Consider the following 25,146-nt stretch of genomic DNA (forward strand, 5'->3'; position numbering starts at 1 on the left):
TTTAATTTACCGTGTGTTTGATATGGAAGAACAAGATGAATATGAAAACCCATATGGAGATATTGATGAAAATTCAACAAGCTTTATCGAGGAGATATTGGCTTTAACGGAAATGGGAATTTTCCAGGGAGACGAGAATGGAAACTTTAGACCGAAGGCGACGTTAACGCGTGCGGAAATGGCACAAGTTCTTACGAATGCTTTTGACTTACAGGCAAAGGGATCTCATAACTTTAATGATGTTTCAGCAAATTCATGGGCAACGAATGCAATTAGTGCAGTACAAACAAATGGTATTACAATGGGAATCGGAGAAGGTAAATTCGGTCCGTCTATGAAGGTAACGAGAGAACAATACGCACAGTTTTTACATAGAGCAATATTGCATGATATGGAACAAGGGCAGTAATAAAGTTTAACTAGTCAAAGTGAAATTTAAAAATAATACAAAAAGGTCGTTGTTGTATAACAGCGGCCTTTTTTGTATGAAATAAAGCGCGAAAGAATGGCGTTTTGAAAAAAATGAAATGAATTTTCAAAAAAAACTTCCTTTTCTGAAGATTTGTTATATAATATAAAACATGAAATCAAATCTGTTATAAAACAGTTTAAGAAGGGGATGCTAATATGTCGACGCAAACTTCACGGGTTACACTCGTTGGAGAAATGTTACCAGCGTACAACGAAATATTGACACCTGAGGTGCTTAGTTTTTTGAAGGAACTACATGAGAATTTTAATGAGCGCCGCATAGAACTTTTACAAAAACGTGTAGAAAAACAAAAGAGAATTGATGCAGGGGAGTTTCCGAAGTTTCTAGAAGAAACAAAACACATACGTGAAGCGGATTGGACAATTGCCAAGCTGCCAAAAGACTTAGAGGATCGCCGCGTAGAGATTACTGGACCGGTAGATAGAAAGATGGTCATTAACGCTTTAAATTCAGGCGCGCATCTTTTTATGGCGGATTTTGAAGATTCGAATGCACCAACTTGGGAAAACGCAGTTGAAGGGCAAATCAATTTACGAGATGCAGTAAAGGGAACGATTTCACATGAAAATGATAAAGGGAAAGAATATAGATTAAATGAGAAAACAGCTGTACTCATTGTACGTCCAAGAGGATGGCATTTAGAGGAAAAGCATATGCAAGTTGATGGGAAAAATATGTCGGGTAGTTTAGTAGATTTCGGCTTGTATTTTTTCCATAATGCGAAAGCTCTTTTAGCAAAAGGGAGCGGCCCATATTTTTACTTACCGAAAATGGAAAGTTATTTAGAAGCGAGATTATGGAATGATGTATTCGTATTTGCTCAAAAATATATCGGCATTCCAAACGGAACGATTAAAGCAACTGTGTTACTAGAAACGATTCACGCTTCGTTTGAAATGGATGAAATTTTATATGAGCTAAAAGATCATTCTGCTGGCTTAAATTGCGGAAGATGGGATTATATTTTTAGCTTTTTAAAGAGTTTCCGTAATCATAATAAATTCTTACTACCAGATAGAGCACAAGTCACGATGACGGCGCCATTTATGCGTTCGTATTCTTTGAAAGTAATTCAAACATGTCACCGCCGTAATGCACCAGCAATTGGAGGAATGGCGGCACAAATTCCGATTAAAAATAATCCAGAAGCAAATGAAGCAGCTTTTGAAAAAGTGCGTGCTGATAAGGAACGCGAAGCTTTAGACGGTCATGACGGGACTTGGGTTGCCCACCCTGGACTTGTACCGGTTGCAATGGAAGTGTTTAATCACATTATGAAAACACCAAATCAAATTTTTAGAAAACGTGAAGAAATATGTGTAACAGAAAACGATTTACTAGAGGTACCGGTGGGAACGATTACAGAAGAGGGCCTTCGCATGAATATTAGCGTAGGTATTCAATATATTGCATCTTGGTTAAGCGGACGGGGAGCAGCACCCATTTATAACTTAATGGAAGATGCGGCAACAGCTGAAATTTCAAGAGCACAAGTATGGCAATGGATTCGTCATGAAGGTGGAAAACTAAATGATGGTCGTAATATTACGCTTGAATTAATGGAAGAGCTAAAAGAAGAAGAATTAGCAAAAATAGAAAGAGAGATTGGTAAGGAAGCCTTTAAGAAAGGGAGATTCCAAGAGGCGACAACGTTGTTTACAGATCTCGTTCGAAATGATGAATTCGTACCATTTTTAACATTACCGGGTTATGAAATTTTATAAAAAATGAAAAGGGGATGGAACAAATGAAAAACGAAAGAATCGAGAAGTTACAAGAAAGCTGGGAATTAGATGAGCGTTGGAAAGGGATCACACGTCCATATTCGGCAGAAGATGTAATTCGCCTGCGCGGGTCAATTGATATTGAACATACGTTAGCGCGTCGCGGTGCTGAGAAGCTTTGGACATCGCTTCATACAGAAGACTATATTAACGCACTTGGCGCATTAACAGGAAACCAAGCGATGCAACAAGTAAAAGCTGGGTTAAAAGCGATTTACTTAAGTGGTTGGCAAGTAGCAGCTGATGCAAACCTTTCTGGACATATGTATCCAGACCAAAGTTTATATCCAGCGAACAGCGTACCTGCTGTAGTAAAACGAATTAATCAAACGCTTCAACGTGCGGATCAAATTCAGCATATGGAAGGAAGCGATGATACAGACTATTTCGTACCGATTGTAGCAGATGCAGAAGCTGGATTTGGTGGGCAATTAAATGTATTCGAACTGATGAAAGGTATGATTGAAGCAGGTGCATCAGGTGTGCATTTTGAAGATCAATTATCTTCAGAGAAAAAATGTGGCCATTTAGGTGGAAAAGTACTACTACCAACGCAAACAGCAGTACGCAATTTAATTTCTGCACGCCTTGCAGCAGATGTAATGGGAGTGCCGACAATTATCGTTGCAAGAACAGATGCGGATGCAGCTGATTTAATTACGAGCGATATCGATCCTGTTGATAAAGCATTTATTACAGGAGAAAGAACACCAGAAGGGTTTTACCGTACGAATGCAGGTCTTGATCAAGCAATTGCGCGCGGTTTAGCGTATGCACCGTACGCAGACCTCGTTTGGTGTGAAACGTCAGAACCAAATTTAGAAGATGCAAAACGATTTGCGGACGCAATTCATAAGGAGCATCCAGGGAAGCTACTTGCATATAACTGCTCACCTTCATTCAACTGGAAACAAAAACTAGATGAAAAAACAATTGCAAGCTTCCAAAAGGAAATCGCATCTTACGGTTACAAGTTCCAATTCGTAACACTTGCTGGATTCCATTCATTAAATTACGGTATGTTTGAACTAGCACGTGGCTATAAAGAGCGCGGCATGGCAGCATACTCTGAACTACAACAAGCAGAATTCGCAGCTGAAAAACATGGCTACTCTGCAACACGTCATCAACGCGAAGTAGGAACAGGTTACTTTGATGAAGTTGCACAAGTGATTACGGGCGGAACTTCATCAACGACAGCGTTAAAAGGATCTACGGAAGAAGCACAGTTTACGAAATAAAAGGAAGGGGCACCTTTTTGAAGGGTGCCCCTTGTTATTTTCTAAACGATTCGAAAAGAGAGATTGAGTTGTCGGCAAAAAACGATACTTCCTTTTCTTTATTACTAAATCAACTCCACTCAGCCCTATGATCACGAATAAACTTCATATCTTTCTCATAATGCTCTAGATGTCCTTCATCAATCATTCTTTGGAAATTCAAGTCGCCTTCTTGCGCTTTTCGTTTCATATATGTACATAATCCTTCTAATCGAAGCAACACCATTCCTAAGTAATCTTCATCCATATTTTTATCATAGGACTGAACGAACAAATTCATTCTCTCTTTAATGCGATCTGCATGTTGCGATGAGTCATAATGAACAGCTTCACCGGATTCTGTATAATACACTCTACTTAAAGGCACACAAGTATAAAGTGTATAAGCGATATCCCATAGTCTTGGACCAGGAGCAGCAACATCGAAATCAATAATCCCTACTGGCTTCTCATTATTAAAAATAATGTTATATATGGCAAAATCATTGTGACATAAAACCTCAATGTTATTTGGAGTGTGATCCATCGGTTTCCAATCATCTAATAACAGAAAATCACTTACAGCATCATGGTAAAGGCGAAGCATCTTTGCTATTTCTTTTAATACATTATTAGATCGCATATATTCTTTTAAAGGATAATTGCCAGCTTCTCCTTCAATAAAGGATAAAATCTCTCTATCCTGTTCATCTACACCTAAAAACTTTGGAGCATAATGAAATTCTTTGTTTTCTAAATGTTGAAATAACTTATGAATCTTTTCATTGCCTGGCTTTAACTCTCGCCGAACAGTATTTTCAGAACGATATACGCTTGAGACGTTTCCCCCTGTTAGCCTTTCTTCTTTAGCGTAGTTTGACATGTGAAAATTCCCCCTGTGATTAAAAAATCCAATTCCAAATAGTAAATAGACCAACAACGGCAGAAAAGAGAAGGCAAGCAAGCAATGCTAGACAGCCAAAAGGAACTAGCTTATCTTGCCATGTTTCTTTATACTCATAAATTAACTCCTCTGCTACTTTCTTCTGCACTGAAGATAAAGGTTGATCTTTATACAAACCTTTTATATGGTTAGAATCGCCTTTAAACTTTAAAGCACGTGCAATATGATGAGGATTATTTCCCATTGATTTTTCAAATAATAAACATGATTCATGCATAATGTCTGTTTTATCCCGCATTAACGGGCAGTAAGACCCCCACCTCAAAATTTAGCGAAAGCGAAGAAGTTAGGTGAGGGATCAACTGCCCGTAAAAGCCCGATTGGTTCAACTAATAATCAGTGGGGAATGAACAAAACCCCCACTGATTAAAGTTTCACTTTATGCTCCTCTAGATACCAGTAACGTCCAGCCATTTCTGGATATTGTAATGTATAATAAATATCTCCGAGTTGTTTTCGAAGATGTAATTCATTTGGGTATGTAAAGATGAGGCCATGCAATCTATCCCTTGCTTTTCCAAGATTATTATTTTCAATATCCTCTTCAATTCTTTTTAATGTTTTTCTAGGAATTTTATTGGCCATAAACTCCTCCTTATTTAGAATAGAGATAATTATATTTTATAAGAAATACTAAAAATTAGAAATTCTATTTTCGAAAAAGATTGTACATTTTATTTTAATGTGCTATGATGATGTCAGTTGAATAGTTAAATTAAGCAATCCATATGTTATCAAGTGCTGGAAACGAACGAGAAAAAGTATGTGAGAACTAGTTTATGTTTCGTATTTGATAATGTGTGGATTCTTTTTTTAGACAGGAAGACTAAAAAATTTAAAATTTGTATTTTCTTAGGAGGAAATAATTATGGCAGTAACAGGACAAGTAAAATGGTTTAACAACGAAAAAGGTTTCGGTTTCATCGAAGTTCCAGGCGAAAACGACGTATTCGTACACTTCTCAGCAATCGAAACTGACGGTTTCAAATCTTTAGAAGAAGGTCAAAAAGTTAGCTTCGAAATCGAAGACGGTAACCGTGGACCTCAAGCTAAAAACGTAATCAAACTATAATTTTATAGTTGATGATGGAAAAAAGGATGGCTAATGCCATCCTTTTTTGTTGTGGGGAAAGTTTTTTCAGAGCCTGTTTTTATATCTAAATCTCTTTTTCTATGTTACAACGGGTGAAAAATTATCTGGAATGCGTATTAGTTTCTGTAGAAGAATTAGTTCAGCAAGAGCATTTGCTGCGTATGATAGTAAATAACTATAAATTTGTATTCTCTATTGAAATAGGGGAATCTTTTCCAGATAGACCTTGAGTAACATCTTTTTTGTTAGTGTTGTTGTTGGAATTTTGTACGTTTTGAGATGATGTTTCTAACAGTTGTTCTTGTTCCTTACTAGGGGTATTCAGAGCATCTGAGGGGATGCTATTAACCTGCTGGCTTAATAGATTTTCTTTGTCCATAGTATACAGCTCCTTTTTGGAATTCGATAAAAAGCAATGTAATTATAAATAGCTACTTATATATATTGTGTTTTTGAATGACATTATATACAAAACTTATATTACAAAGTTAACTAATTAACGAATTGTTAGTGATGGATAAAGATGTACAAATTTGAAGTGTTTAATAAAAATTAAAAGCGGGTAACAAGTAATACTCTTTCTCATGTTTTATATAAGGATCATATTACAAATCAAAAAAGATGTAGAGAACCTTGGGAGAAAATATAGTTGTTTTTTTAGGGAGAAGAATAAATAAAATGATACTACAAATGTAAAAAGGCAATCCATAAAGGAAGGCCTTTTATTGTTCTTGCTCTAATTTTTTCTTCTCACGTTTTTTACATTCTGGACATCTTGATTTACGAAACGGTTTAGCAAAGAATAGCAGAATGAAAAATAAACCAAATATAATACTAGCTGAGTTTTTCACGATAATGACGCTACTATTTTTCATTTGAATCGATGGTTGGATCTCTTTTTCCTCCATAGTGGCCCTCCATATATTGGATTTACATTTTAATTATAGCAAAGTTAATTGTTTTCATGATGTGAAAATAGGAAGGGATAATAAATATTTATAGGTAGTATAAATGCTGTTTTTATAACTTTAAAATTAAAACATTACTATATCGTGATTTTTTTATTTAACAAATGTTTGATAAATGATAAAAAATTGTAAAAAAGCGGAACTTGTAAGCTATTTCCTTTTCATAGATGCTAAAATTATATATGCAGCTGCTAATATAAATGGAAAAAAGGAGATAATGGAGTATGGAAAGTAAAGTGGAACGCTATGTCGAAAATTATGTTGTAACGAAAAATACGATGGCCTTACTTCCTGTTATTCTAAGTGAAAAGAAAATTGTTACGCGAGTCGTTGAAATGAATGATTCTTTTTTCGTATTTCAAAAACCTCTAGATATTATAGAAAGAAGTTGCCGCAAGCATGGCTCTAGTTTCTTAGGCAGAAAAGAAGGAACGAAAGAGTTAACTCATATTACACATAAAGCACCGATTGCGATTAGTCCAGCAGATCAACTTTATTTTTTCCCTACCTATTCTTACTCTAGAAAAGAGTGTGCTTGGTTGTCTCATTTTTATATTGAAAGTAATAAAGAATTAAAAGATGGAAATCTTATTATTAGATTTATAAATGGCTTTGCTGTGAAATTAGAGATATCAAAAACTAGTTTTGAAAATCAACAAAATCGTACAGCAAAATTACGTACTGAATATGAAGATCGTAGGAAAAAACAAGGGAATCCTTGTTTTAAAGAGGTTGATAAAAAAGAGGAATCAACATTAAGACCCGCTTATGAGAGTGTGTATTTTGTAAAGGAAGGCGAAGTGTGAAAGGATGGGGGAATCCCCATTCTTTTTTTGTTTATCCTGTTATTTGTGGGCAGTAAGACCCCGCCTCAAAATTCAGCGAAAGCAAAGAAGTTAAGCGGGGTATCAACAAAATCCCCACTGATTAAAGTTTCACTTTATCAGTCTTTGTAGGTAAGGCGATATATTAGAAAAACCGAGTTGTAATTGTTATATTTAGAAAATCACCATTGTAATTTCATTTACCGAAAAAATCAAAAAAACAATCTAAATAACAAAACGAACGACACGTCCTGTCGAATATTGATAGATTATCATAGCTAAATAATGAAGGAATTCTTATGAAAGATATGGAAACTTTAATAAATACATCTCCATATGTCGTATCTACCATTTCCTCTTTCATATAAGCAATGATACAGTAGGGATAGTATTTAGAGTAAAGGGGTAAAGTGTAGAATGGATTTTCAGACAATCAAAGAGTATTTTTCACCAGAAAATATGGATCATATTGTTGAGAGTTATAAAGCGTTCGGACCACTTCTTGGTATTGGTTTACCGATGATAGAGGCGTTGATTCCAGCATTACCGCTTATCGTATTTGTACTGGCGAATGCTGTTGCATTTGGCTTTTGGCTCGGTTTTCTTTATTCATGGCTTGGATCAGTAATGGGTGCATTACTTGTCTTTTTCATCATCCGCCATTTTGGTCGCAGTCGTTTCTTTTCGTTTGTAAATAAGCATGAGAGAGTACGAAAAGCAATGGGGTGGATTGAAAGGAAAGGATTCGCACCGATTTTTGTTATATTTTGTTTTCCGTTTACACCGTCAGCGCTCATAAATGTTGTCGCTGGTTTATCCCGAATTAGTGTAAAACAGTTTGGTCTAGCGTTAGCATTCGGAAAACTTGTGATGATTTTTATTTTAACGTATATCGGTCATGATTTAATGTCATTTATTCATAATCCGGTGAAATCAGTTATTGTAGCGATTGGTATTTTTATTTTATGGTATGTCGGTAAGAAAATCGAAGTAAAGTTAGAACTACATTAAGAATAGTCTTCTTTGTAAAGGAAAGCTTCAGTATTAAAGGATAAGGGGAGAAGCAGATGAAGAAAACTTTGAAAAAAGAAGGCATGGAGTGGATACGAACAATTTTAATTGGTGTATTATTAGCTGTATTTTTTCGAACGTTTTTCTTTTCAACGTATGTTGTAGAGGGGAAGTCAATGATGCCGACATTGCAAGATGGCAATATGCTAGTTGTAAATAAGGTGAGTTATCAAGTTGGGGACTTGAACAGATTTGACGTTGTGGTATTTCATGCGAATAAAAAAGAGGACTATGTAAAGCGGATTATCGGTTTACCTGGAGATCATATTGAATATAAGCAGGATAAGTTATATATAAACGGTCAATTTATTGATGAGCCGTATTTAGAGAAGTATAAGAAAGAGATAAACGGAAGGCAACTAACAGGCGACTTTACATTAGAAGAGTTAACGAAAGAAAAACTGGTGCCACCTGGGTTTATTTTTGTAGTAGGTGATAACCGGCTCGGGAGCTGGGATAGTAGACACTTTGGCTTTGTAAAAGCTGATACAGTCGTCGGTAAAGTTGATTTGCGATATTGGCCAATTCAAGAGGTGCAAACGAATTTTTCAAAAGGTTGATATAATAGATAGAAGTATAGAAAAAGGCAAACAACTCAGTTTGTCTTTTTTCGTGTCCTATAATACAATTATAGTAGCAAACTAACGTTCGTTATGTAAGTGAAAGGTGGGGTTACATGTCACTTCGATTTGTGATTGGTAGAGCGGGAAGTGGAAAAAGTACACTTTGTTTACGCGAAGTGCAAGAAGAGTTAAAACAACGCCCGAGAGGGAAAACAATATTATATCTTGTGCCAGAACAGATGACATTCCAGACGCAGCAGGCGTTAATTGGAAGTGAGGATGTAAGAGGTTCTATTCGGGCACAAGTTTTTAGTTTTTCACGATTAGCGTGGAAGGTACTGCAAGAAGTTGGCGGAGCGAGTCGTCTTCATATTGATGAAGCTGGTGTACATATGTTACTCCGTAAAATTGTAGAGTCTCGTAAAGATGGATTATCGGTGTTCCAAAAAGCAGCGGAGCAAAACGGTTTCTTTGAACATCTTGGTAGTATGATTGCAGAGTTTAAACGTTACAATGTAACGCCATCTAACGTATATGAAATGTGGCAACAATTAGATGCGCATAGTAGCAGTGCCGAACAAAAGTTACTAGCGAATAAAGTGTATGATTTACAGCTGTTATACGATGATTTTGAACGTGCTTTAATTGGAAAATATTTAGATTCAGAAGACTACCTGCAATTGCTAGTGGAAAAGCTTCCGCAGTCTGAATATGTAAATGGTGCGGAAATTTATATAGATGGATTTCATTCATTCTCCCCGCAAGAGTTAGAGATTGTAAGACAGCTTATGATTTGCGGAGCGAGAGTTACGATCACGTTAACGATAGATGAAAAAACGTTAGCGCAGCCAGTAAATGAACTCGATTTATTTTATGAAACGACGTTAACGTATGAAAAAATAAAACAAGTAGCGCGTGAAGAGAAAATAGAAATTGAAAAAACAATTCCACTTATGGAACAGCCGCGTTTTCATTCTCCGGCATTAGCGCATTTAGAAGCTCATTATGAAGCGCGTCCGAATGAAAAATTTAACGGTGAAGCGAGTGTAACGATTAGTACAGCTGCGAATTTACGAGCGGAGGTAGAAGGTGTTGCGCGTGAAATTCGTAAACTTGTTGCGGACGAAAAATATCGTTACCGGGATATTGCAGTGCTTCTTCGTAATGGGGAAAGTTATTACGATGTGATGCGAACGTTATTTACAGATTATAATATCCCGCACTTCATCGATGAAAAGCGCCCGATGTCACATCACCCATTAGTAGAATGTATTCGTTCTGCACTCGAGATTATTAGTGGGAATTGGCGTTATGATGCGGTGTTCCGCTGCGTGAAAACAGAGCTTTTATATCCATTAGACGTAAGAAAAGAAGCGATGCGTGAAGAAATGGATGAATTTGAAAATTACTGTTTAGCGTACGGTGTACAAGGAAAGAGATGGACTGCTGAAGATCCATGGATGTATCGCCGTTATCGTTCTCTTGATGATACGAACGGGATGATTACAGACAGTGAACGTGAAATGGAAGAGAAAATAAATAGGCTACGTGACGTTGTAAGAACACCTGTTATTCGCATGCAAAAAAGGTTAAAGCGTGCAGGAACAGTTATGCAAATGTGTGAAGCAGTTTACTTGTTTTTAGAAGAACTGGATGTTCCGAAAAAACTAGAAGAATTACGTATACGTGCAGAAGAAAGTGGAGATTTCTTATTTGCGACAGATCATGAACAAGTATGGGAAGAAGTAATGAGCCTTCTTGATACATTTGTAGAGATGCTTGGGGAAGAGAAAATGTCTCTTTCTATGTTTACTGACGTTATGTCGACTGGTCTTGAGGCGCTTCAATTTGCTAACATTCCGCCGTCATTAGACCAAGTGTTAATTGCTAATATTGATCACTCCAGGTTATCTGACGTGAAAGCAACGTTTATTATAGGTGTAAATGAGGGTGTTATTCCAGCAGCACCTATGGACGAAGGTATGCTTTCTGATGAAGAAAGAGAAGTTCTTGGTGCAGCAGGGATTGAATTAGCGCCAACGACGAGACAAACTTTGTTAGAAGAACAGTTCGTTATGTATCAAATGGTAACGAGAGCATCTGAGAAGTTATACATTTCATGCCCGCTTGCAGATGAAGAAGGAAAGACGTTACTTGCGTCTAGCTTTATTAAGAAAATAAAAAGAATGTTCCCTAATGTGAAAGATTCATTTATTACGAATGATGTAAACGATTTATCACGTTCAGAACAAATTTCATACGTAGCAACGCCAGAAGTAACGTTATCTTACGTTATGCAGCAACTACAAACGTGGAAGCGATACGGATTTGAAGGGAATTTAGACTTTTGGTGGGACGTATATAATTTCTACGTAACTTCAGATGAATGGAAACAAAAAAGCAGCCGCGTCTTATCAAGTTTATTCTATCGAAATCGTGCGAAGAAATTAAGTACAGCAGTAAGTAGAGATTTATACGGAGATATAATTAAAGGAAGCGTCTCTCGTATGGAACTATTTAACCGTTGTGCATACGCTCATTTTGCGCAGCACGGTTTATCGCTTAGAGAGCGTGATATTTTCAAGCTTGATGCGCCAGACATCGGCGAATTATTCCATGCGGCATTAAAGAAAATTGCGGACAAGTTATTGCGTGAAAACCGCACTTGGGCGGATTTATCCATAAAAGAGTGTGAGCATCTTTCTGTTTTAGTAATAGAAGAAATCGCACCGTTATTACAACGACAAATTTTATTAAGTTCAAACCGTCATTTCTATTTAAAACAAAAACTACAACAAATCATTTTCCGTACGTCAATCATTCTTCGTGAACATGCGAAGTCAAGCGGATTCGTACCAGTTGATTTAGAAGTGCCGTTCGGTATGGGTGGTACAGGATCACTTCCGCCGATGGAATTCTCATTACCAAATGGTGTGAAGATGGAAGTAGTCGGCCGTATTGACCGTGTTGATAAGGCAGAAGATGAAAACGGGACATTCTTACGTATTATTGATTATAAATCAAGTTCAAAAGCGTTAGATTTAACGGAAGTGTATTACGGATTAGCACTTCAAATGTTAACGTATTTAGATGTCGTTACTTCGAATGCACAGACGTGGATGAAAAAAGGCCACGCAGCATCACCAGCTGGTGTATTGTATTTCCATATTCATAACCCAATCGTTGAGATGAAAGGTGACGCATCTGAAGCTGAAATTGAAAAAGAAATTTTAAAGAAATTTAAAATGAAAGGACTCGTACTAGGAGATGCTGACGTTGTTCGTTTAATGGATAACAAACTTTCAACAGGAAGCTCAGATATTATTTCTGCTGGCCTGAAAAAAGACGGTAGCTTTAGTGCGCGTTCAAGTATTGCAAGTGAGCAAGAGTTTAACGTACTGCAAAAATATGTACACCATACGTTTGAAAATATCGGAAAAGATATTACAGAAGGTGTTATCGATATTGCTCCTTATAAAATGGGAAATAAAGCAGCATGTACGTTCTGTAACTTCAAGTCTGTTTGTCAATTTGATGAGTCACTGGAAGATAATCAGTTCCGATCGTTAAAAGATATGAAAGATAGCGAAGCGATGGAGAAAATAAGAGAGGAGGTTGGCGGAGAATGATAGAAAATTGGCCTAAAAAACCAGAAGGTAGTCAATGGACAGATGACCAGTGGAAAGCTGTTGTAGCGAACGGGCGTGATATTTTAGTTGCGGCTGCAGCTGGGTCAGGTAAAACAGCAGTATTAGTTGAACGTATTATTAAAAAGATTATTAATGAAGAGAATCCAGTCGATGTCGACCGCCTGCTCGTTGTAACATTTACGAATGCAGCAGCGCAAGAGATGAAAAACCGAATCGGGGAAGCGTTAGAAAAGGTATTAATTGATGAACCAGGTTCTCAACACGTAAGAAAGCAGCTGAGCCTATTAAATAAAGCTTCCATTTCAACAATTCACTCATTTTGTTTACAAGTAATTAGAGGATATTACTACATGCTTGATGTTGATCCTCGTTTCCGTATTGCGAATCAAACAGAAAATGAATTGTTAAAAGAAGAAGTGCTAGATGACATATTAGAAGAAGAGTACGGAATCGAAGATAATACAATCTTCTTTGAACTTGTTGATCGTTATACGAGTGACCGTAGTGATGATGACTTGCAACGTATGATTTTAGCGCTTCATACAGAATCAAGGGCGCATCCAAATCCGGAAAAATGGCTTGATAAATTAGTAGAAGCATATGACGTAGAAGGAAAGGCAATTGAAGATTTAGTATATGCTTCTTATTTATTAGAAGATGTGAAATTCCAGCTTGAAACAGCGGAACAGCATATTCGTAAGGCAACTGAACTCGCAATGCTTCCTGACGGTCCAGCGCCTCGCATTGAAACCCTGCAAGCAGATGTAGCATTACTTGGAACGCTATCATCAGCTGCTCGTGAATCGTGGACAAGTGTGTATGAAGCGATGCAAAACGTATCGTGGCAAACGTTAAAGCGTATTAAGAAAAGTGATTACAATGAAGATGTTGTAAAACAAGTAGACTCTCTTCGTAATAAAGCGAAAGATGAAGTGAAGAAATTACAAGAAGAGTTATTTAGCCGCAAACCTGAAAGTTTCTTGCGAGATTTTCAAGATATGCACCCAGTATTAGAAAAGCTTGTTCAACTTGTAAAAGTATTTACAGAGCGTTTCCAAGCGATGAAGCGAGATAAAGGAATGGTTGATTTCACAGATTTAGAGCATTTCTGTTTACAAATTTTAAGTGAACAAAGTGAAAATGGTGAAATGAATCCGTCAGCAGTGGCGCTCCAATATCGTAATAAATTTGCTGAAGTATTAGTCGATGAATATCAAGATACGAACTTCGTACAAGAATCCATTATTAAATTCGTAACGAAAGATTCTGAGAGTGAAGGAAACTTGTTCATGGTAGGTGACGTGAAGCAGTCGATCTATCGTTTCCGACTAGCAGAACCAGGATTATTCCTAGGAAAGTATAAACGCTTCACACAAGAAGGATTAGGCGGCGGAATGAAGATTGACTTAGCGAAAAACTTCCGTAGTCGTCATGAAGTACTAGCAGGTACGAACTTTATTTTCAAACAAATTATGGGCGAAGAAGTTGGGGAAATTGACTACGATGCTGACGCTGAACTAAAGCTAGGTGCTACCTATCCAGAAGGTGAAGATGTAGCAGCAGAATTATTATGTATTCAGCAAACGGAAGAAGAAGTAATAGACGGTGAAGAAGGTGCAGAAGTCGAAAAAGCACAGCTTGAAGCTCGCCTTATGGCGCAGCGCATTAAAGCGATGGTTGATTCCGGTTATGAAGTGTATGACCGTAAAAATGATAGTATGCGTCCGGTGCAATACCGCGATTTCGTTATTTTACTTCGCTCCATGCCGTGGGCCCCGCAAATTATGGAAGAGTTAAAATTACAAGGAATTCCAGTATACGCTGACCTCGCGACTGGTTATTTTGAAGCGACGGAAGTAAATATTATGATGAACGTATTCCGCGTTATTGATAATCCGATGCAAGATATTCCGCTTGCCGCTGTACTTCGTTCCCCGATCGTTGGATTGAGCGATGAAGAACTTGCAACGCTTCGTGCTCATGGAAAGAAAGGCTCGTTTTATGAAGTAATGAGCTCATTCTTAAAAGGGGCACCGCTTGAAGAGGAGCAAGAACTTCATGATAAATTAGAGTGGTTTTATAACTTACTGCAAGGATGGCGTGAATTTGCACGTCAACAATCACTTTCTGATTTAATTTGGAAAGTGTACGGTGAGACAGGTTATTACGACTTCGTTGGCGGTTTACCAGCTGGAAAGCAAAGGCAGGCAAACTTAAGCGTACTATATGACCGCGCAAGACAATATGAAGCAACATCATTTAGAGGATTATTCCGCTTCTTACGTTTTATTGAACGTATTTTAGAACGCGGTGATGATATGGGTACGGCGAGGGCCCTCGGTGAACAAGAAGACGTTGTTCGCATTATGACGATTCATAAAAGTAAAGGGCTAGAGTTCCCGGTCGTATTTGTAGCTGGACTCGGTCGTCGTTTTAATACACAAGACTTAATGAAACGTTTCTTATTGCATAAAGATTTCGGTTTCGGTTCGCAATTTATCGATCCGCGTAAACGAATTAAATATACAACATTATCACAGCTTGCGATTAAGCGTAAAATGAAAATGGAATTAATTGCGGAAGAAATGCGCGTACTATACGTAGCATTGACGCGTGCGAAAGAGAAGTTAATTTTAATCGGAACAGTTAAGGATGCAAATAAGGAAATGGAAAAATGGCTTGATGCGAGGGAACATAGTGAATGGTTATTACCAGATCACATACGTGCCGGAGCGTCTTGTTATTTAGACTGGATTGCACCTTCATTATATAGACACCGTGATAGTGAAATGCTTCTTGAATTAGGACAAGGAAGTATTCCAGATGAAATTTACGGATATGACACTAGCTGGAAAGTAGAAGTTGTGGACGGTAACACACTACTTGCACCAGAGCCAGTTCAAGAAGAGAAACAAGAATTGTTAGAAGCGCTTCGTGAGAAAAAGGCTGTTCCCCTGCAAAGTGAACGGAAAGAAGAAGTGTACGACAGATTAATGTGGAAGTACGGATATGAGGATGCGACATCTCATCGTGCGAAGCAATCTGTTACAGAAATAAAGAGAAATTATCAATCTGAAGAAGGTAGCGATAACGCCTTTATTAAAAAACTACGTGCACCAATTAAAACACGCCCGCGCTTTATGGAGAAAAAAGGGTTAACGTACGCAGAGCGCGGAACAGCAGTCCATGCCGTTATGCAGCATGTTGATTTGAAGAAGCCGATTACGGTTGAAGTTCTTCAAGAGCAAATTGCTGGAATGGTAAATAAGGAATTATTAACATTCGAGCAGGCGGAAGAAATAGCGATTGAAAAAGTAATTTCATTCTTTGACAGTGACTTAGGTAAAAGGGTATTAGCGGCGAAAAGTGTTGAGCGTGAAGTACCATTTACGATGATGCTTGCAGCAGAAGAAGCATATCAAGATTGGCAAGGGAAGAGTGAAGAAACGATTCTTGTCCAAGGGGTTATCGACTGCATGATTGAAGAGGAAGATGGCATTACGTTAATCGACTTTAAAACAGATACGATTGAAGGGAAATTCCCAGGCGGATTCGAACAAGCGAAACCAATTTTAGAAGATCGATATAAAGTGCAGCTTTCGTTATATGCAAAAGCACTGGAGAAAAGCTTACAACATCCTGTAAAAGAGAAATGTTTATACTTCTTTGATGGGAATCACGTTGTAAATATTGAAGAATAGAGGGGCTTGAAAATGGTAACGGAAAAAACGTTAAGAACTTGTGAACAGGGACACGAGTACTATAAAAGTAGCGATTGTCCAACTTGCCCAGTCTGTGAGAAAGAGAGAAAACCAAAAGAAGGTTTTCTCTCTCTTCTTTCAGCGCCAGCAAGAAGGGCATTAGAGCACCGTGGAATTCAAACTGTAGAAGAACTCTCAAAATATAGTGAAAAAGAAATTTTAAAACTGCATGGTATGGGACCTGCGTCTTTGCCGAAGCTTAGGAAGGCTTTGGAGGAGAGTGGGTTATCATTTAAATAAAATGAAATAGTGCCTCTTCACTACTTACGTGTTTATACCACTATTTGTGGAAAGTGAAGCTCTTGCTTATTAAAATTTCATTTTAATAATTTTGAATTACATAAAAGAAAAAAGTAGGAGAATATCTCCTACTTTTTTTACGCTGTTCCAATCTGATCTTGATCTGCCACATCAGAATCAAATGTATTCGTTGCACTAACACCGTTAAACGTATTCACGACAAACCCAACATTGGAAGCTCCAGATCCGTTATAGGCTTTCGTGTTTTCTTTCGGAGATACGTTATAAAAATCTCCTAAGTTGAAAGAGCCGTTACTGTTTTGCACGACGAGATTTCCTACAACTGAAGGCATACCATCCACCTACTTTACTAAGCTTTTTAATTACTATATGAATTATTGTGCGGAAGGTTCATCCGTAATATATTGGCGGATTTGTATAATACGAGAGTTATTAAAACCATAATCAACATTTCCAATTTGAAAGCAACCAGAATTTAAAAGTGTCCGCAATTCAACGTTATTCACTTCAATAAAAGGGCATTCATTTACAATATTTAATTTTACATCTGTCGTTCGTTTTGGAATTGTAATGTGTTCATCTGTAAAGATTTCAAAAGCATCAAAGCGACCTTCTCCCCGTATATAAAAAGGAATTTCACGGTGGACGGCAATAGCTCTACTTTTTAATTCCATTTGGTTTGCATCTCCAACTTGAAATACGGCAGTAATCCCTAAAGAAATAATAGAAACATTTTGGACAATGGACACATGATGCAACATAATTTTTCAGTCTCCTTAACCTGGAGTAGGGGGGACATCTGTTACTAATGGTACAAATGGACCCTCTGTAACTGTTTCAAATGGTGTATCGAGAATAGAAGATAGAATGAGGAGATTTGCATCTCCAATTAAAAAGAGTGCGGACGACGATACACCGTTCATTTTAATCTGTCCGACTTTTAACTCACGGTTTACAACGTTAAGGTTCATACATACTTACTCCTTTCGGAAATTTCCCGGTATGTGCTGAATAAAGGAGAGAAAGGCTTTGTCAATATCTTGTTTCATTGCCTGAATAATGATATCTCGTAAATAATCTGGATCTGTTGAAATACCTTCATATGATTGCGCTTGTGATAAATAATAAGGGAGTCGATGCTCCATCTGTTTTTTTATGTCATCCACCATCATTTGTCGATACATTTCATCAAGCGGTGTTCGCTCTTCTTGTTCAAAATGGAGAATACGATTATATGCTTCTTCATCTAAGTATCGATGCATTTCTTGGAGGATACCTTGATAAAAGTCTGGGTTTGTTTCGGTTTCAGGGTTTACCTTCAATGTTTCTGTATCCACTTGAAAATCTTCAATTTGTTGTCCTTTTGCTGAAAATGGGTTTAAACCAATATTTAAAGTACCATTTAAATTTTCGACTTTTAATTGATCGAATTTGTATTCCACTTTTCCTACAGAAGAGGAGGGGCGATTTTTTAATTCGTTAAGCTCTTCTTGGAGTTGGCGCACTTGATCTTCTAAATTTAGGATGGCTGCTTGTTGTGTTTGAAGAGCTTGTTGAAGTTGGTGTAAGTAAGTATATATATCTTGATTCATTTGTGAAACCTCCTTTTCAATAGGGAGGGTAAAAATATTCCTGCTATATATTTATGACAAGGATGTCTTAAGAAGAACTAGTTGATGGTTTGATAGAAATAATTTGTCCTTTTGCCTGTAATGGGCGAAGCGGTTCCGTAAATCCGCCCGTATTTGAAAATTTAGATAGGGCTTTAATACTTCCGGCAGTACCAATTTGGAACACAGAAGAGGTTGTAATGCTATCAATTTTAATACTGTTGATGATGATACTTTGGTTTACATAAAAATTCAATGCAATTGCCTCCTTTAAGTTGAGCCAATTATCGCTTGATCGATTACATCTGAATCGTTGACAGTCGTTGCACTTTGATAATTGTAGACAGAAACATTATCTCCAACGTTGAAAGAGCCGGCCCCGGCAAAAGCACGTGAGTAACTAATAGGCCTAATCGCAAATACATCTCCAATATGAAAAATACCACTTGATCCAATATTGACGATACGAATATGTCCGACCATAGCTGGCATACAAAACACCCTTCGTTTTTAAAATTTTCTTTTCTACTATTGTATGGGCGTTTCCAATAAAATGTGTATTTTTTTGAAATAAAAGAAACACACGCATTATTGCGTGTGTGTTTTGAACGTTTGATTAGGGTGTAAATCCGTATGTACATGACAAATTACATTTAAGAGCCTGTCCAGTTCTTGGCTACAATCCACTGTTTTTTGAGAAGTCATTCCATAGCGTTCAGCAAAATAAATCATTTTTTCACGTTTTTTTTCAATCGCTTGCTCAAACATTGAAATCGGCTCCATCTCTAAATGAAATTTTTAGTATATATGTAGTACATATTATACAAAAACTTCATAAAAAAGAAATGCATTCGCTAAAAAAAGTAAAATTTCTACATTTTATGCCAAATGATAAAGGGGTAACGAATAGGGGATGAGAAGAATATTGTAAAAATTAGCGTGCATGAGAAGGTTTTTTTCTTGCGGATGCGAATACAATTAAAGGGTATGAGTTTTAGGATGGAGAGTGGAAATATTGCGTTTTGTAACGGCGAAGAAAGAAGAAAAGGTATTTGTAGGTATTGTAGATGAAGAAGAAGAAAAGGTATTACACTTAAGAGAAGCGCAAAGACAAAAAGGGGAAAAGGTTACAATCCCTATTACAATGTTAGAGTGTATTGAAAGAGGGACTGAATGCTTTGAGAAAGTATGTGAAATTGTAAATTGGGCAAAAGAGAACGGGGAAGCGGCGTATTATCCGTTAACAGAGGTGAAAATATTAGCGCCGATTCCAAGGCCAAGAAAGAATATTTTGTGCGTTGGAAAAAACTATCGTGAGCATGCGGTAGAAATGGGCGGAGTAGAGTCTATTCCAGAAAATATAATGATCTTTACGAAAGCGCCAACAACAGTTATTGGCATAAATGAGCAAATTAATGGTCACCCTCATGCAACGGACGAACTAGATTATGAAGGAGAATTAGCTATCATTATTGGTAAGCGAGGGAAGCAAATAAAAAAAGAAAAAGCGCTTGAGCATGTTTTTGGTTATACGATTATCAATGATGTAACAGCTCGAGACATTCAAAGAAAACATAAACAGTTTTTCCTTGGGAAAAGCTTCGATACATTTTGTCCGATGGGACCGTATTTAATTCATAAATCGGTGGTTAATGCGCCGAATGCATTACACATTGAAACGGTAGTAAATGGAGAAGTAAGGCAAACTTCTAACACAAATAAAATGATTTTTTCAATAGAAGAAATTATTTCAACGATAAGTAAAGGAATGACTTTAGAACCAGGTGATATTATCGCAACAGGAACGCCGGCTGGTGTCGGAAAAGGTTTTACACCACCGAAGTTTTTACATGCTGGTGATGAAGTGGTCATTACAGTAGAAGGAATTGGTACTTTACGAAATGTAGTGAAATAAAGAAAAGAGCTATCTTGTTAAAAGATAGCTCTTTTTTTATGGCCTTGGGTTATAGAGGTAATCGATAACGGCAAAAGTGTAAAGACCAATGAATGCAAGTGTACAAATGCCAAATAGTATAACCGTAAGTGCGCTTTTTTCTCGTCCAAAACCAATGATAGTAAGAATAACAGCAGTCCAAAATGATGCTTTCAGTAGGGTGAGTGTAGTAGGAGTTGAGTAATGAAGCCATGTTGTGGAAAGTAGGAAACCAAAGAATGTAACTAAAATAAAAGCTGTAGCTAAATAGTTAATATGTTTACCATATCTTAATAGCATGTCGCACCTCCTTTACGATTTTAAAATACAGAAAATTACAATTTTATCTTAATATAAATGAATATAAAAAGAAAGAGGTTGTCCCAACATGTCGGACAACCTCTCTATCATTACGATAATACAGCTTTAATTTTTTGGAATGCCCACTCTAAATCTTCTTCAGAGATTACTAGAGGTGGTGCGATACGAATTACATTTTCGTGTGTTTCTTTACATAATAGACCAGCTGCTTTTAGTTGTTCACAGTAAGGACGAGCTGGCTCGTTTAATTCGATACCGATGAATAAACCTTTACCACGAACTTCAGTGATCATTGGGTTATCAATCTCTTTTAATTGCCCAACTAATTTTTCACCTAATTGAAGAGAACGCTCTGTTAATTTTTCTTCTTCTAACACTTCAAGAGCCGCGATAGAAACAGCACATGCAAGTGGATTACCACCGAATGTAGAACCGTGAGAACCTGGTTCAAATACACCTAAAATGTCGCGGTTTGCTGCTACGCAAGAGATTGGGAACACACCGCCGCCAAGTGCTTTACCAAGTATGTACATGTCAGGAGTTACATTGTCCCAGTCACAAGCAAATACTTTACCAGTACGGCCTAAGCCAGTTTGGATTTCATCTGCTACAAATAAAACGTTTTCTTTTTTACATACTTCAAAAGCTTCTTTTAAGTAACCAGCTGGTGGGATATTAATTCCTGCTTCACCTTGAATTGGCTCTAAAATGAATGCTGCTGTGTTTGGTGTAATTGCGGCTTTTAATGCTTCTAAATCACCGTAAGGAATTACAACGATGCCAGGAAGCATTGGACCGAATCCACGCTTGTACTCTTCATTTGAAGACATAGAAACAGAACCCATTGTACGTCCGTGGAAGTTATCTTCACAAACGATGATTTCAGCACGGTTTGCTTCCACTTTCTTCACATCATAAGCCCAGCGACGAACTGTTTTAATTGCAGTTTCAACAGCTTCAGCACCTGTATTCATTGGAAGTACCATTTCTTTATTAGTTAGTTTCGCAACTTTTTCGTACCAAGGACCTAATTGATCGCTATGGAAAGCACGAGAAGTTAACGTAACACGATTAGCTTGGTCAATTAAAGCGTTAATAATTTTCGGGTGACGATGACCTTGGTTTACTGCAGAATATGCACTTAATAAGTCCATATAGCGGTTTCCTTCAGGATCTTCTACCCAAACACCTTCTGCTTTAGAAATAACGATTGGAAGTGGGTGATAGTTATTTGCTCCGTATGTGTCTGTAAGTTCGATAATATCCTTAGTTTGAATCATGATTGTTCCCCCTTTTGTTATTACAAGAAGTTTGTAAATACTCTAAATATTATAGCATTTAAATGTAAAAAAGCGAAACATTTCCTGAAAATAAATGAACATGTTATCATATAGAGTGAAAAAGTGTGAAAAGAGGAGGTAAGGGATACGATGGTACATATGCATATTACAGCATGGGCGTTAGGTTTAATTTTATTCTTCGTTGCGTATTCACTTTATTCAGCAGGAAGAAAAGGGAAAGGTGTACATATGGGGCTTCGCCTAATGTATATCATTATTATTGTGACAGGCTTCATGTTGTACATGAGTATTGTGAAGACAGCAACAGGTAGCATGCACATGTGGTATGGCTTGAAAATGTTAGCTGGTATTTTAGTTATCGGTGGAATGGAAATGGTTCTTGTGAAAATGAGCAAAAACAAACCAACAGGGGCGGTTTGGGGCTTATTTATTGTTGCGCTAGTAGCAGTATTTTACCTTGGGCTGAAATTACCGATTGGCTGGAAAGTATTCTAATAAAAAATAAAGCCACCTTATAATCTCAAAGACTTGGGAGATTATAAGGTGGTTTTTTACTTTATCCCGTAAACATCAGATTGGTGAAGGCTAATAATCAGTGGGCTCCCCACTGATTAAAGTTTCACTTTATGTCGCATCGATATGCAACTCTTCTCCATTTACTTTCGTAAAACGGAACATATTTTTATTTGACGTAGTGTGACGGACGAAATGGTGCTGCAGTGTACAGATCATTTCTTCGTTATCAAACAAAAGAATATTTACTCCTTCGCGTGACTCCTCTTGCGGTAAGAAAGATAAATAATTATGACAATACATGCAATCATATAAAGAGTAGTGAAGTGATTGCAATGATTCGGTTAATAATGTGAAGACAGAGTCAGGTAATTCCTCCAGCCATTCATTATAGCTAAGAAGTAACTTTTTTCGAATACGTATCATTTCACCATTTTGCAAATGGTGTTGCTCGTTGGCGATTTGTAATACATCTTGTTCATAGAAACGGGCTGGTAGCCAATTGTTATTATACAAAATTTCAAACCCATCTTCGGCAATATCTTCTAATAAAAACGCTTCATCATTTTCATCATCAAAGAATACCCACTCATTGTTTATATATTCTACATTACCGACTGTATGAGCACGGGGCTGATTATATAAAATATGTTTACGTTGTATCATACACGATTTCTCCTTTATGAAAAGTAGTTATTCCTGTTATAGACAGTTCGTGCATTCTTTATAACTAGACACATATAGACATAGGTGGGCATACAATAAAACACGTTTTACTGAGTGAAAATGCTATTCCATATGTGGATAGTAGGTTATCGTCAAGTTTTTCATTTTTTTGATCCGCACTCTTAGGGTGGGGATTACTGCACGTTCAAGAAAAGAAATAAGATGGAAGGATGATTTATATGTGCGGGATTACAGGATGGGTGGATTATAAACGCTCATTAGAAGGAGAAAGAGATGTCGTTACGAAGATGGCTGAGACGTTAGCGAAACGGGGGCCGGATGATAATAAAGTTTGGATTAAAGGAAATGTCGCATTTGGGCATAAGCGGTTAATCGTTGTGGATCCTGAGGGCGGTAAACAGCCGATGACTTGTTTAAAAGATGAAACGAATTACGCCATTTGCTATAACGGTGAACTTTATAACACAGAAGACATTCGAAAGGAATTATTAAGAAGAGGATATACGTTCAAAGGTCATTCTGATACAGAAGTATTATTAGCTTCTTATATTGAATGGAAAGAAGAATGTGTCGATCATTTAAACGGTATATATGCGTTTGCAGTATGGGACGAACAGAAAGAACAAGTATTTATTGCGAGAGATCGATTAGGTGTAAAGCCACTTTTTTATAAATATGATAGCGGACGCTTACTATTTGGTTCGGAGTTAAAAGCGATATTGTCGCATCCAGATGTGAAGGCGGAAGTAACGTTAGAAGGATTATCAGAAATATTCGGGCTCGGACCGTCAAGAACGCCTGGCCACGGTATTTATGCTGGTATAAAAGAATTACGTCCAGGTCATGCGATGACATTTTCAAAGAACGGTTTATGTATATGGAGATATTGGAATGTAGAAAGTAAAAAACATGAAGACTCTTTTGAAGAAACAGTAGAGAAAACGCGCTTTTTATTACAAGATGCTATTACAAGACAGCTTGTTTCTGATGTACCACTATGTACTTTTTTATCGGGTGGTGTAGATTCGAGCGCTATTACAGCTATTGCAGCGAAAGAATATGAGAGATCGGGAAAAGGGCAATTACACACGTATTCTATTGATTACGAAGATAATGACAAATACTTTAAAGCGAATGCATTCCAGCCAAATTCAGATGCTCCGTTTATTAATTTAATGACTGAGACATTTCAAACAACCCATCATCGCTGCGTCATTTCGAATGAAAAATTAGCAGAGTATTTAACTGAAGCAGTACTCGTTCGTGATTTGCCTGGTATGGCAGATATCGATTCGTCATTATTATGGTTTTGCCGAGAAATTAAACAAGATTTTGTCGTTGGCTTATCTGGAGAATGTGCAGATGAAATATTTGGTGGATATCCGTGGTTTTATAGAGAAGATGATTTACAATCGAGTGCATTTCCGTGGATGCGTTCTACAGAGGCACGTGAACAACTTCTAAAAAAAGAATGGAGAAATAAATTAAATTTACAACAATATGTACAAAGGCGCTATGAAGAGTCGATTCAAGAAGTTCCTATTTTAGAGGGGGAAAGTCCGCTAGAAGCAAAAAGACGCCAATTATTTTATTTAAATATGGTATGGTTTATGACAACATTATTAGACAGAAAAGACCGCATGAGTATGGGAGCGAGCTTAGAAGTACGTGTTCCATTTGCAGATCATCGTCTTGTCGAATATGCGTGGAATATTCCTTGGGAAATGAAAATGTATAAAAACCGCGAAAAAGGTCTATTACGTAAAGCGTTAGAAGGTGTACTTCCACATGACATCTTATATAGAAAGAAGAGTCCTTATCCGAAAACGCACAATCCGCACTATACAAAAGCAGTAACAGTATGGCTTCAAAATCTATTAACGGATAAAGGTTCAATTTTACACGAACTGTTTGATAAAGAGCAGTTGAGCGGATTAATTCAGTCTGGCGGCAGTGCATTTCAAGCACCATGGTTTGGTCAATTGATGACTGGGCCACAGCTTTTAGCTCATTTAGCACAAATTCACGTTTGGTTTAAAGAATATGGGGTAAATATTAAAGAATAGGAGAAAAGCGACTTACTTTATAAG

General features: G+C 37.2%; 26 protein-coding genes and 2 pseudogenes. 13 read left to right on the plus strand and 15 right to left on the minus strand.

Annotation, left to right across the window (positions count from 1 at the left end; all coding sequences use genetic code 11):
• The 3 genes from MR107_RS20720 to aceA form a co-directional block, all read left to right on the plus strand.
• Positions 1-409 (plus strand): S-layer homology domain-containing protein (locus tag MR107_RS20720; RefSeq protein WP_242292651.1); only part of this gene is annotated, 409 nt, incomplete at its 5' end.
• Positions 410-627: 218 nt separating this feature from the next.
• Positions 628-2,217 carry a malate synthase A gene (aceB, locus tag MR107_RS20725; protein ID WP_000107336.1) on the plus strand — a complete coding sequence of 530 codons (1,590 nt, stop codon included), beginning with the start codon at positions 628-630 and terminating at the stop codon, positions 2,215-2,217.
• A gap of 23 nt (positions 2,218-2,240) precedes the next feature.
• Positions 2,241-3,518, plus strand: a complete 1,278-nt coding sequence (aceA, locus tag MR107_RS20730; RefSeq protein ID WP_000787346.1) for an isocitrate lyase — start codon at positions 2,241-2,243, stop codon at positions 3,516-3,518.
• Between the two features lie 109 nt (positions 3,519-3,627).
• On the opposite strand, the gene MR107_RS20735 is transcribed toward aceA, so the two are convergent.
• The 3 genes and pseudogenes from MR107_RS20735 to MR107_RS20745 form a co-directional block, all read right to left on the minus strand.
• The gene (locus MR107_RS20735; RefSeq protein WP_226369030.1) at positions 3,628-4,419 is read right to left on the minus strand and encodes a phosphotransferase; all 792 of its coding nucleotides are present in this window, start codon (positions 4,417-4,419) and stop codon (positions 3,628-3,630) included.
• A gap of 19 nt (positions 4,420-4,438) precedes the next feature.
• A pseudogene (locus MR107_RS20740) lies at positions 4,439-4,729 on the minus strand (DUF6584 family protein); the annotation flags it as partial.
• A 152-nt stretch (positions 4,730-4,881) separates the two neighbouring features.
• Positions 4,882-5,085: pseudogene (locus tag MR107_RS20745) on the minus strand (DUF6584 family protein); the annotation flags it as partial.
• A gap of 283 nt (positions 5,086-5,368) precedes the next feature.
• Here MR107_RS20745 and cspA point away from each other — a divergent pair.
• Entirely contained in the window at positions 5,369-5,572 is a 204-nt protein-coding gene (gene cspA, locus MR107_RS20750) for an RNA chaperone/antiterminator CspA (protein WP_000301518.1), read from the plus strand.
• Positions 5,573-5,768: 196 nt separating this feature from the next.
• Here cspA and MR107_RS20755 read toward each other — a convergent pair whose 3' ends face one another.
• Entirely contained in the window at positions 5,769-5,972 is a 204-nt protein-coding gene (locus tag MR107_RS20755; protein ID WP_000356917.1) for a hypothetical protein, read from the minus strand.
• Between the two features lie 343 nt (positions 5,973-6,315).
• Positions 6,316-6,501 carry a hypothetical protein gene (locus MR107_RS20760; protein ID WP_075677594.1) on the minus strand — a complete coding sequence of 62 codons (186 nt, stop codon included), beginning with the start codon at positions 6,499-6,501 and terminating at the stop codon, positions 6,316-6,318.
• Positions 6,502-6,785: 284 nt separating this feature from the next.
• On the opposite strand from MR107_RS20760, the gene MR107_RS20765 reads away from it, so the two are divergent.
• The 6 genes from MR107_RS20765 to MR107_RS20790 all read left to right on the plus strand — a co-directional run bounded on the left by MR107_RS20765 (position 6,786) and on the right by MR107_RS20790 (position 16,670).
• A complete protein-coding gene (locus MR107_RS20765; protein WP_000444443.1) occupies positions 6,786-7,367 on the plus strand; it encodes a competence protein ComK in 582 nt (193 codons plus the stop codon).
• 435 nt (positions 7,368-7,802) lie between these two features.
• Positions 7,803-8,396: a TVP38/TMEM64 family protein gene (locus tag MR107_RS20770; RefSeq protein WP_000347517.1), complete on the plus strand. Its 594-nt coding sequence runs from the start codon at positions 7,803-7,805 to the stop codon at positions 8,394-8,396.
• 56 nt (positions 8,397-8,452) lie between these two features.
• Positions 8,453-9,016: a signal peptidase I gene (lepB, locus tag MR107_RS20775; RefSeq protein WP_000751919.1), complete on the plus strand. Its 564-nt coding sequence runs from the start codon at positions 8,453-8,455 to the stop codon at positions 9,014-9,016.
• Between the two features lie 116 nt (positions 9,017-9,132).
• Positions 9,133-12,648 carry a helicase-exonuclease AddAB subunit AddB gene (gene addB / locus MR107_RS20780; protein ID WP_242292652.1) on the plus strand — a complete coding sequence of 1,172 codons (3,516 nt, stop codon included), beginning with the start codon at positions 9,133-9,135 and terminating at the stop codon, positions 12,646-12,648.
• Positions 12,645-16,370: a helicase-exonuclease AddAB subunit AddA gene (gene addA, locus MR107_RS20785; protein ID WP_242292653.1), complete on the plus strand. Its 3,726-nt coding sequence runs from the start codon at positions 12,645-12,647 to the stop codon at positions 16,368-16,370. The genes addB and addA overlap by 4 nt, the downstream gene beginning before the upstream one ends.
• Positions 16,371-16,382: 12 nt before the next feature.
• Positions 16,383-16,670: an RNA polymerase alpha subunit C-terminal domain-containing protein gene (locus MR107_RS20790; protein ID WP_000255728.1), complete on the plus strand. Its 288-nt coding sequence runs from the start codon at positions 16,383-16,385 to the stop codon at positions 16,668-16,670.
• Positions 16,671-16,807: 137 nt separating this feature from the next.
• Here the strand turns inward: MR107_RS20790 and gerPF are convergent, their stop codons facing one another.
• The 7 genes from gerPF to MR107_RS20825 form a co-directional block, all read right to left on the minus strand.
• Positions 16,808-17,023 carry a spore germination protein GerPF gene (gene gerPF, locus MR107_RS20795; protein ID WP_001141566.1) on the minus strand — a complete coding sequence of 72 codons (216 nt, stop codon included), beginning with the start codon at positions 17,021-17,023 and terminating at the stop codon, positions 16,808-16,810.
• 42 nt (positions 17,024-17,065) lie between these two features.
• The gene (locus tag MR107_RS20800; RefSeq protein WP_000902324.1) at positions 17,066-17,452 is read right to left on the minus strand and encodes a spore germination protein GerPE; all 387 of its coding nucleotides are present in this window, start codon (positions 17,450-17,452) and stop codon (positions 17,066-17,068) included.
• Between the two features lie 15 nt (positions 17,453-17,467).
• The gene (gene gerPD / locus MR107_RS20805) at positions 17,468-17,662 is read right to left on the minus strand and encodes a spore germination protein GerPD (RefSeq protein ID WP_001052807.1); all 195 of its coding nucleotides are present in this window, start codon (positions 17,660-17,662) and stop codon (positions 17,468-17,470) included.
• 6 nt (positions 17,663-17,668) lie between these two features.
• Entirely contained in the window at positions 17,669-18,283 is a 615-nt protein-coding gene (gene gerPC / locus MR107_RS20810) for a spore germination protein GerPC (RefSeq protein WP_001070760.1), read from the minus strand.
• Positions 18,284-18,350: 67 nt separating this feature from the next.
• On the minus strand, positions 18,351-18,557 hold the full coding sequence (gene gerPB, locus MR107_RS20815; RefSeq protein WP_001012508.1) for a spore germination protein GerPB: 207 nt from the start codon (positions 18,555-18,557) through the stop codon (positions 18,351-18,353).
• A 14-nt stretch (positions 18,558-18,571) separates the two neighbouring features.
• The gene (gene gerPA / locus MR107_RS20820) at positions 18,572-18,793 is read right to left on the minus strand and encodes a spore germination protein GerPA (protein WP_001111187.1); all 222 of its coding nucleotides are present in this window, start codon (positions 18,791-18,793) and stop codon (positions 18,572-18,574) included.
• Positions 18,794-18,889: 96 nt separating this feature from the next.
• Positions 18,890-19,069, minus strand: coding sequence for an aspartyl-phosphate phosphatase Spo0E family protein (locus MR107_RS20825; protein WP_000462841.1), 180 nt, complete (start codon positions 19,067-19,069; stop codon positions 18,890-18,892).
• A gap of 247 nt (positions 19,070-19,316) precedes the next feature.
• Between MR107_RS20825 and MR107_RS20830 the strand changes: the two genes are divergently transcribed.
• Complete coding sequence (locus MR107_RS20830) at positions 19,317-20,216, plus strand: fumarylacetoacetate hydrolase family protein (protein ID WP_001213071.1); 900 nt, start codon at positions 19,317-19,319, stop codon at positions 20,214-20,216.
• A 36-nt stretch (positions 20,217-20,252) separates the two neighbouring features.
• On the opposite strand, the gene MR107_RS20835 is transcribed toward MR107_RS20830, so the two are convergent.
• Positions 20,253-20,534, minus strand: a complete 282-nt coding sequence (locus MR107_RS20835; protein WP_000926857.1) for a hypothetical protein — start codon at positions 20,532-20,534, stop codon at positions 20,253-20,255.
• A 110-nt stretch (positions 20,535-20,644) separates the two neighbouring features.
• On the minus strand, positions 20,645-21,835 hold the full coding sequence (gene rocD, locus MR107_RS20840; RefSeq protein ID WP_000616658.1) for an ornithine aminotransferase: 1,191 nt from the start codon (positions 21,833-21,835) through the stop codon (positions 20,645-20,647).
• A 150-nt stretch (positions 21,836-21,985) separates the two neighbouring features.
• Here rocD and MR107_RS20845 point away from each other — a divergent pair, with 150 nt between their 5' ends.
• Positions 21,986-22,351: a YisL family protein gene (locus MR107_RS20845; protein ID WP_000233494.1), complete on the plus strand. Its 366-nt coding sequence runs from the start codon at positions 21,986-21,988 to the stop codon at positions 22,349-22,351.
• 129 nt (positions 22,352-22,480) lie between these two features.
• On the opposite strand, the gene MR107_RS20850 is transcribed toward MR107_RS20845, so the two are convergent.
• Positions 22,481-23,035, minus strand: coding sequence for a DUF2777 domain-containing protein (locus MR107_RS20850; protein WP_000616046.1), 555 nt, complete (start codon positions 23,033-23,035; stop codon positions 22,481-22,483).
• A 239-nt stretch (positions 23,036-23,274) separates the two neighbouring features.
• On the opposite strand from MR107_RS20850, the gene asnB reads away from it, so the two are divergent.
• Positions 23,275-25,122, plus strand: a complete 1,848-nt coding sequence (gene asnB, locus MR107_RS20855; RefSeq protein WP_227899910.1) for an asparagine synthase (glutamine-hydrolyzing) — start codon at positions 23,275-23,277, stop codon at positions 25,120-25,122.
• Positions 25,123-25,146 lie beyond the last annotated feature (24 nt).

It is taken from the genome of Bacillus cereus group sp. BfR-BA-01441, from assembly GCF_022663075.1.
Classification (GTDB): Bacteria; Bacillota; Bacilli; order Bacillales; family Bacillaceae_G; genus Bacillus_A; species Bacillus_A cereus.

Bases quoted from the DNA above. Each gene is read 5' to 3' on its own strand.
- cspA (WP_000301518.1), top strand. From the start codon at position 5,369: ATGGCAGTAACAGGACAAGTAAAATGGTTTAACAACGAAAAAGGTTTC.
- MR107_RS20835 (WP_000926857.1), bottom strand. From the start codon at position 20,534: ATGCTATTAAGATATGGTAAACATATTAACTATTTAGCTACAGCTTTT.
- addB (WP_242292652.1), top strand. From the start codon at position 9,133: ATGTCACTTCGATTTGTGATTGGTAGAGCGGGAAGTGGAAAAAGTACA.
- MR107_RS20845 (WP_000233494.1), top strand. From the start codon at position 21,986: ATGGTACATATGCATATTACAGCATGGGCGTTAGGTTTAATTTTATTC.
- gerPF (WP_001141566.1), bottom strand. From the start codon at position 17,023: ATGCCTTCAGTTGTAGGAAATCTCGTCGTGCAAAACAGTAACGGCTCT.
- MR107_RS20735 (WP_226369030.1), bottom strand. From the start codon at position 4,419: ATGTCAAACTACGCTAAAGAAGAAAGGCTAACAGGGGGAAACGTCTCA.
- MR107_RS20825 (WP_000462841.1), bottom strand. From the start codon at position 19,069: ATGTTTGAGCAAGCGATTGAAAAAAAACGTGAAAAAATGATTTATTTT.
- MR107_RS20770 (WP_000347517.1), top strand. From the start codon at position 7,803: ATGGATTTTCAGACAATCAAAGAGTATTTTTCACCAGAAAATATGGAT.
- gerPC (WP_001070760.1), bottom strand. From the start codon at position 18,283: ATGAATCAAGATATATATACTTACTTACACCAACTTCAACAAGCTCTT.
- aceB (WP_000107336.1), top strand. From the start codon at position 628: ATGTCGACGCAAACTTCACGGGTTACACTCGTTGGAGAAATGTTACCA.
- MR107_RS20760 (WP_075677594.1), bottom strand. From the start codon at position 6,501: ATGGAGGAAAAAGAGATCCAACCATCGATTCAAATGAAAAATAGTAGC.
- MR107_RS20755 (WP_000356917.1), bottom strand. From the start codon at position 5,972: ATGGACAAAGAAAATCTATTAAGCCAGCAGGTTAATAGCATCCCCTCA.
- gerPD (WP_001052807.1), bottom strand. From the start codon at position 17,662: ATGAACCTTAACGTTGTAAACCGTGAGTTAAAAGTCGGACAGATTAAA.
- addA (WP_242292653.1), top strand. From the start codon at position 12,645: ATGATAGAAAATTGGCCTAAAAAACCAGAAGGTAGTCAATGGACAGAT.
- MR107_RS20765 (WP_000444443.1), top strand. From the start codon at position 6,786: ATGGAAAGTAAAGTGGAACGCTATGTCGAAAATTATGTTGTAACGAAA.
- asnB (WP_227899910.1), top strand. From the start codon at position 23,275: ATGTGCGGGATTACAGGATGGGTGGATTATAAACGCTCATTAGAAGGA.
- lepB (WP_000751919.1), top strand. From the start codon at position 8,453: ATGAAGAAAACTTTGAAAAAAGAAGGCATGGAGTGGATACGAACAATT.
- MR107_RS20800 (WP_000902324.1), bottom strand. From the start codon at position 17,452: ATGTTGCATCATGTGTCCATTGTCCAAAATGTTTCTATTATTTCTTTA.
- MR107_RS20790 (WP_000255728.1), top strand. From the start codon at position 16,383: ATGGTAACGGAAAAAACGTTAAGAACTTGTGAACAGGGACACGAGTAC.
- rocD (WP_000616658.1), bottom strand. From the start codon at position 21,835: ATGATTCAAACTAAGGATATTATCGAACTTACAGACACATACGGAGCA.
- gerPA (WP_001111187.1), bottom strand. From the start codon at position 18,793: ATGCCAGCTATGGTCGGACATATTCGTATCGTCAATATTGGATCAAGT.
- aceA (WP_000787346.1), top strand. From the start codon at position 2,241: ATGAAAAACGAAAGAATCGAGAAGTTACAAGAAAGCTGGGAATTAGAT.
- MR107_RS20850 (WP_000616046.1), bottom strand. From the start codon at position 23,035: ATGATACAACGTAAACATATTTTATATAATCAGCCCCGTGCTCATACA.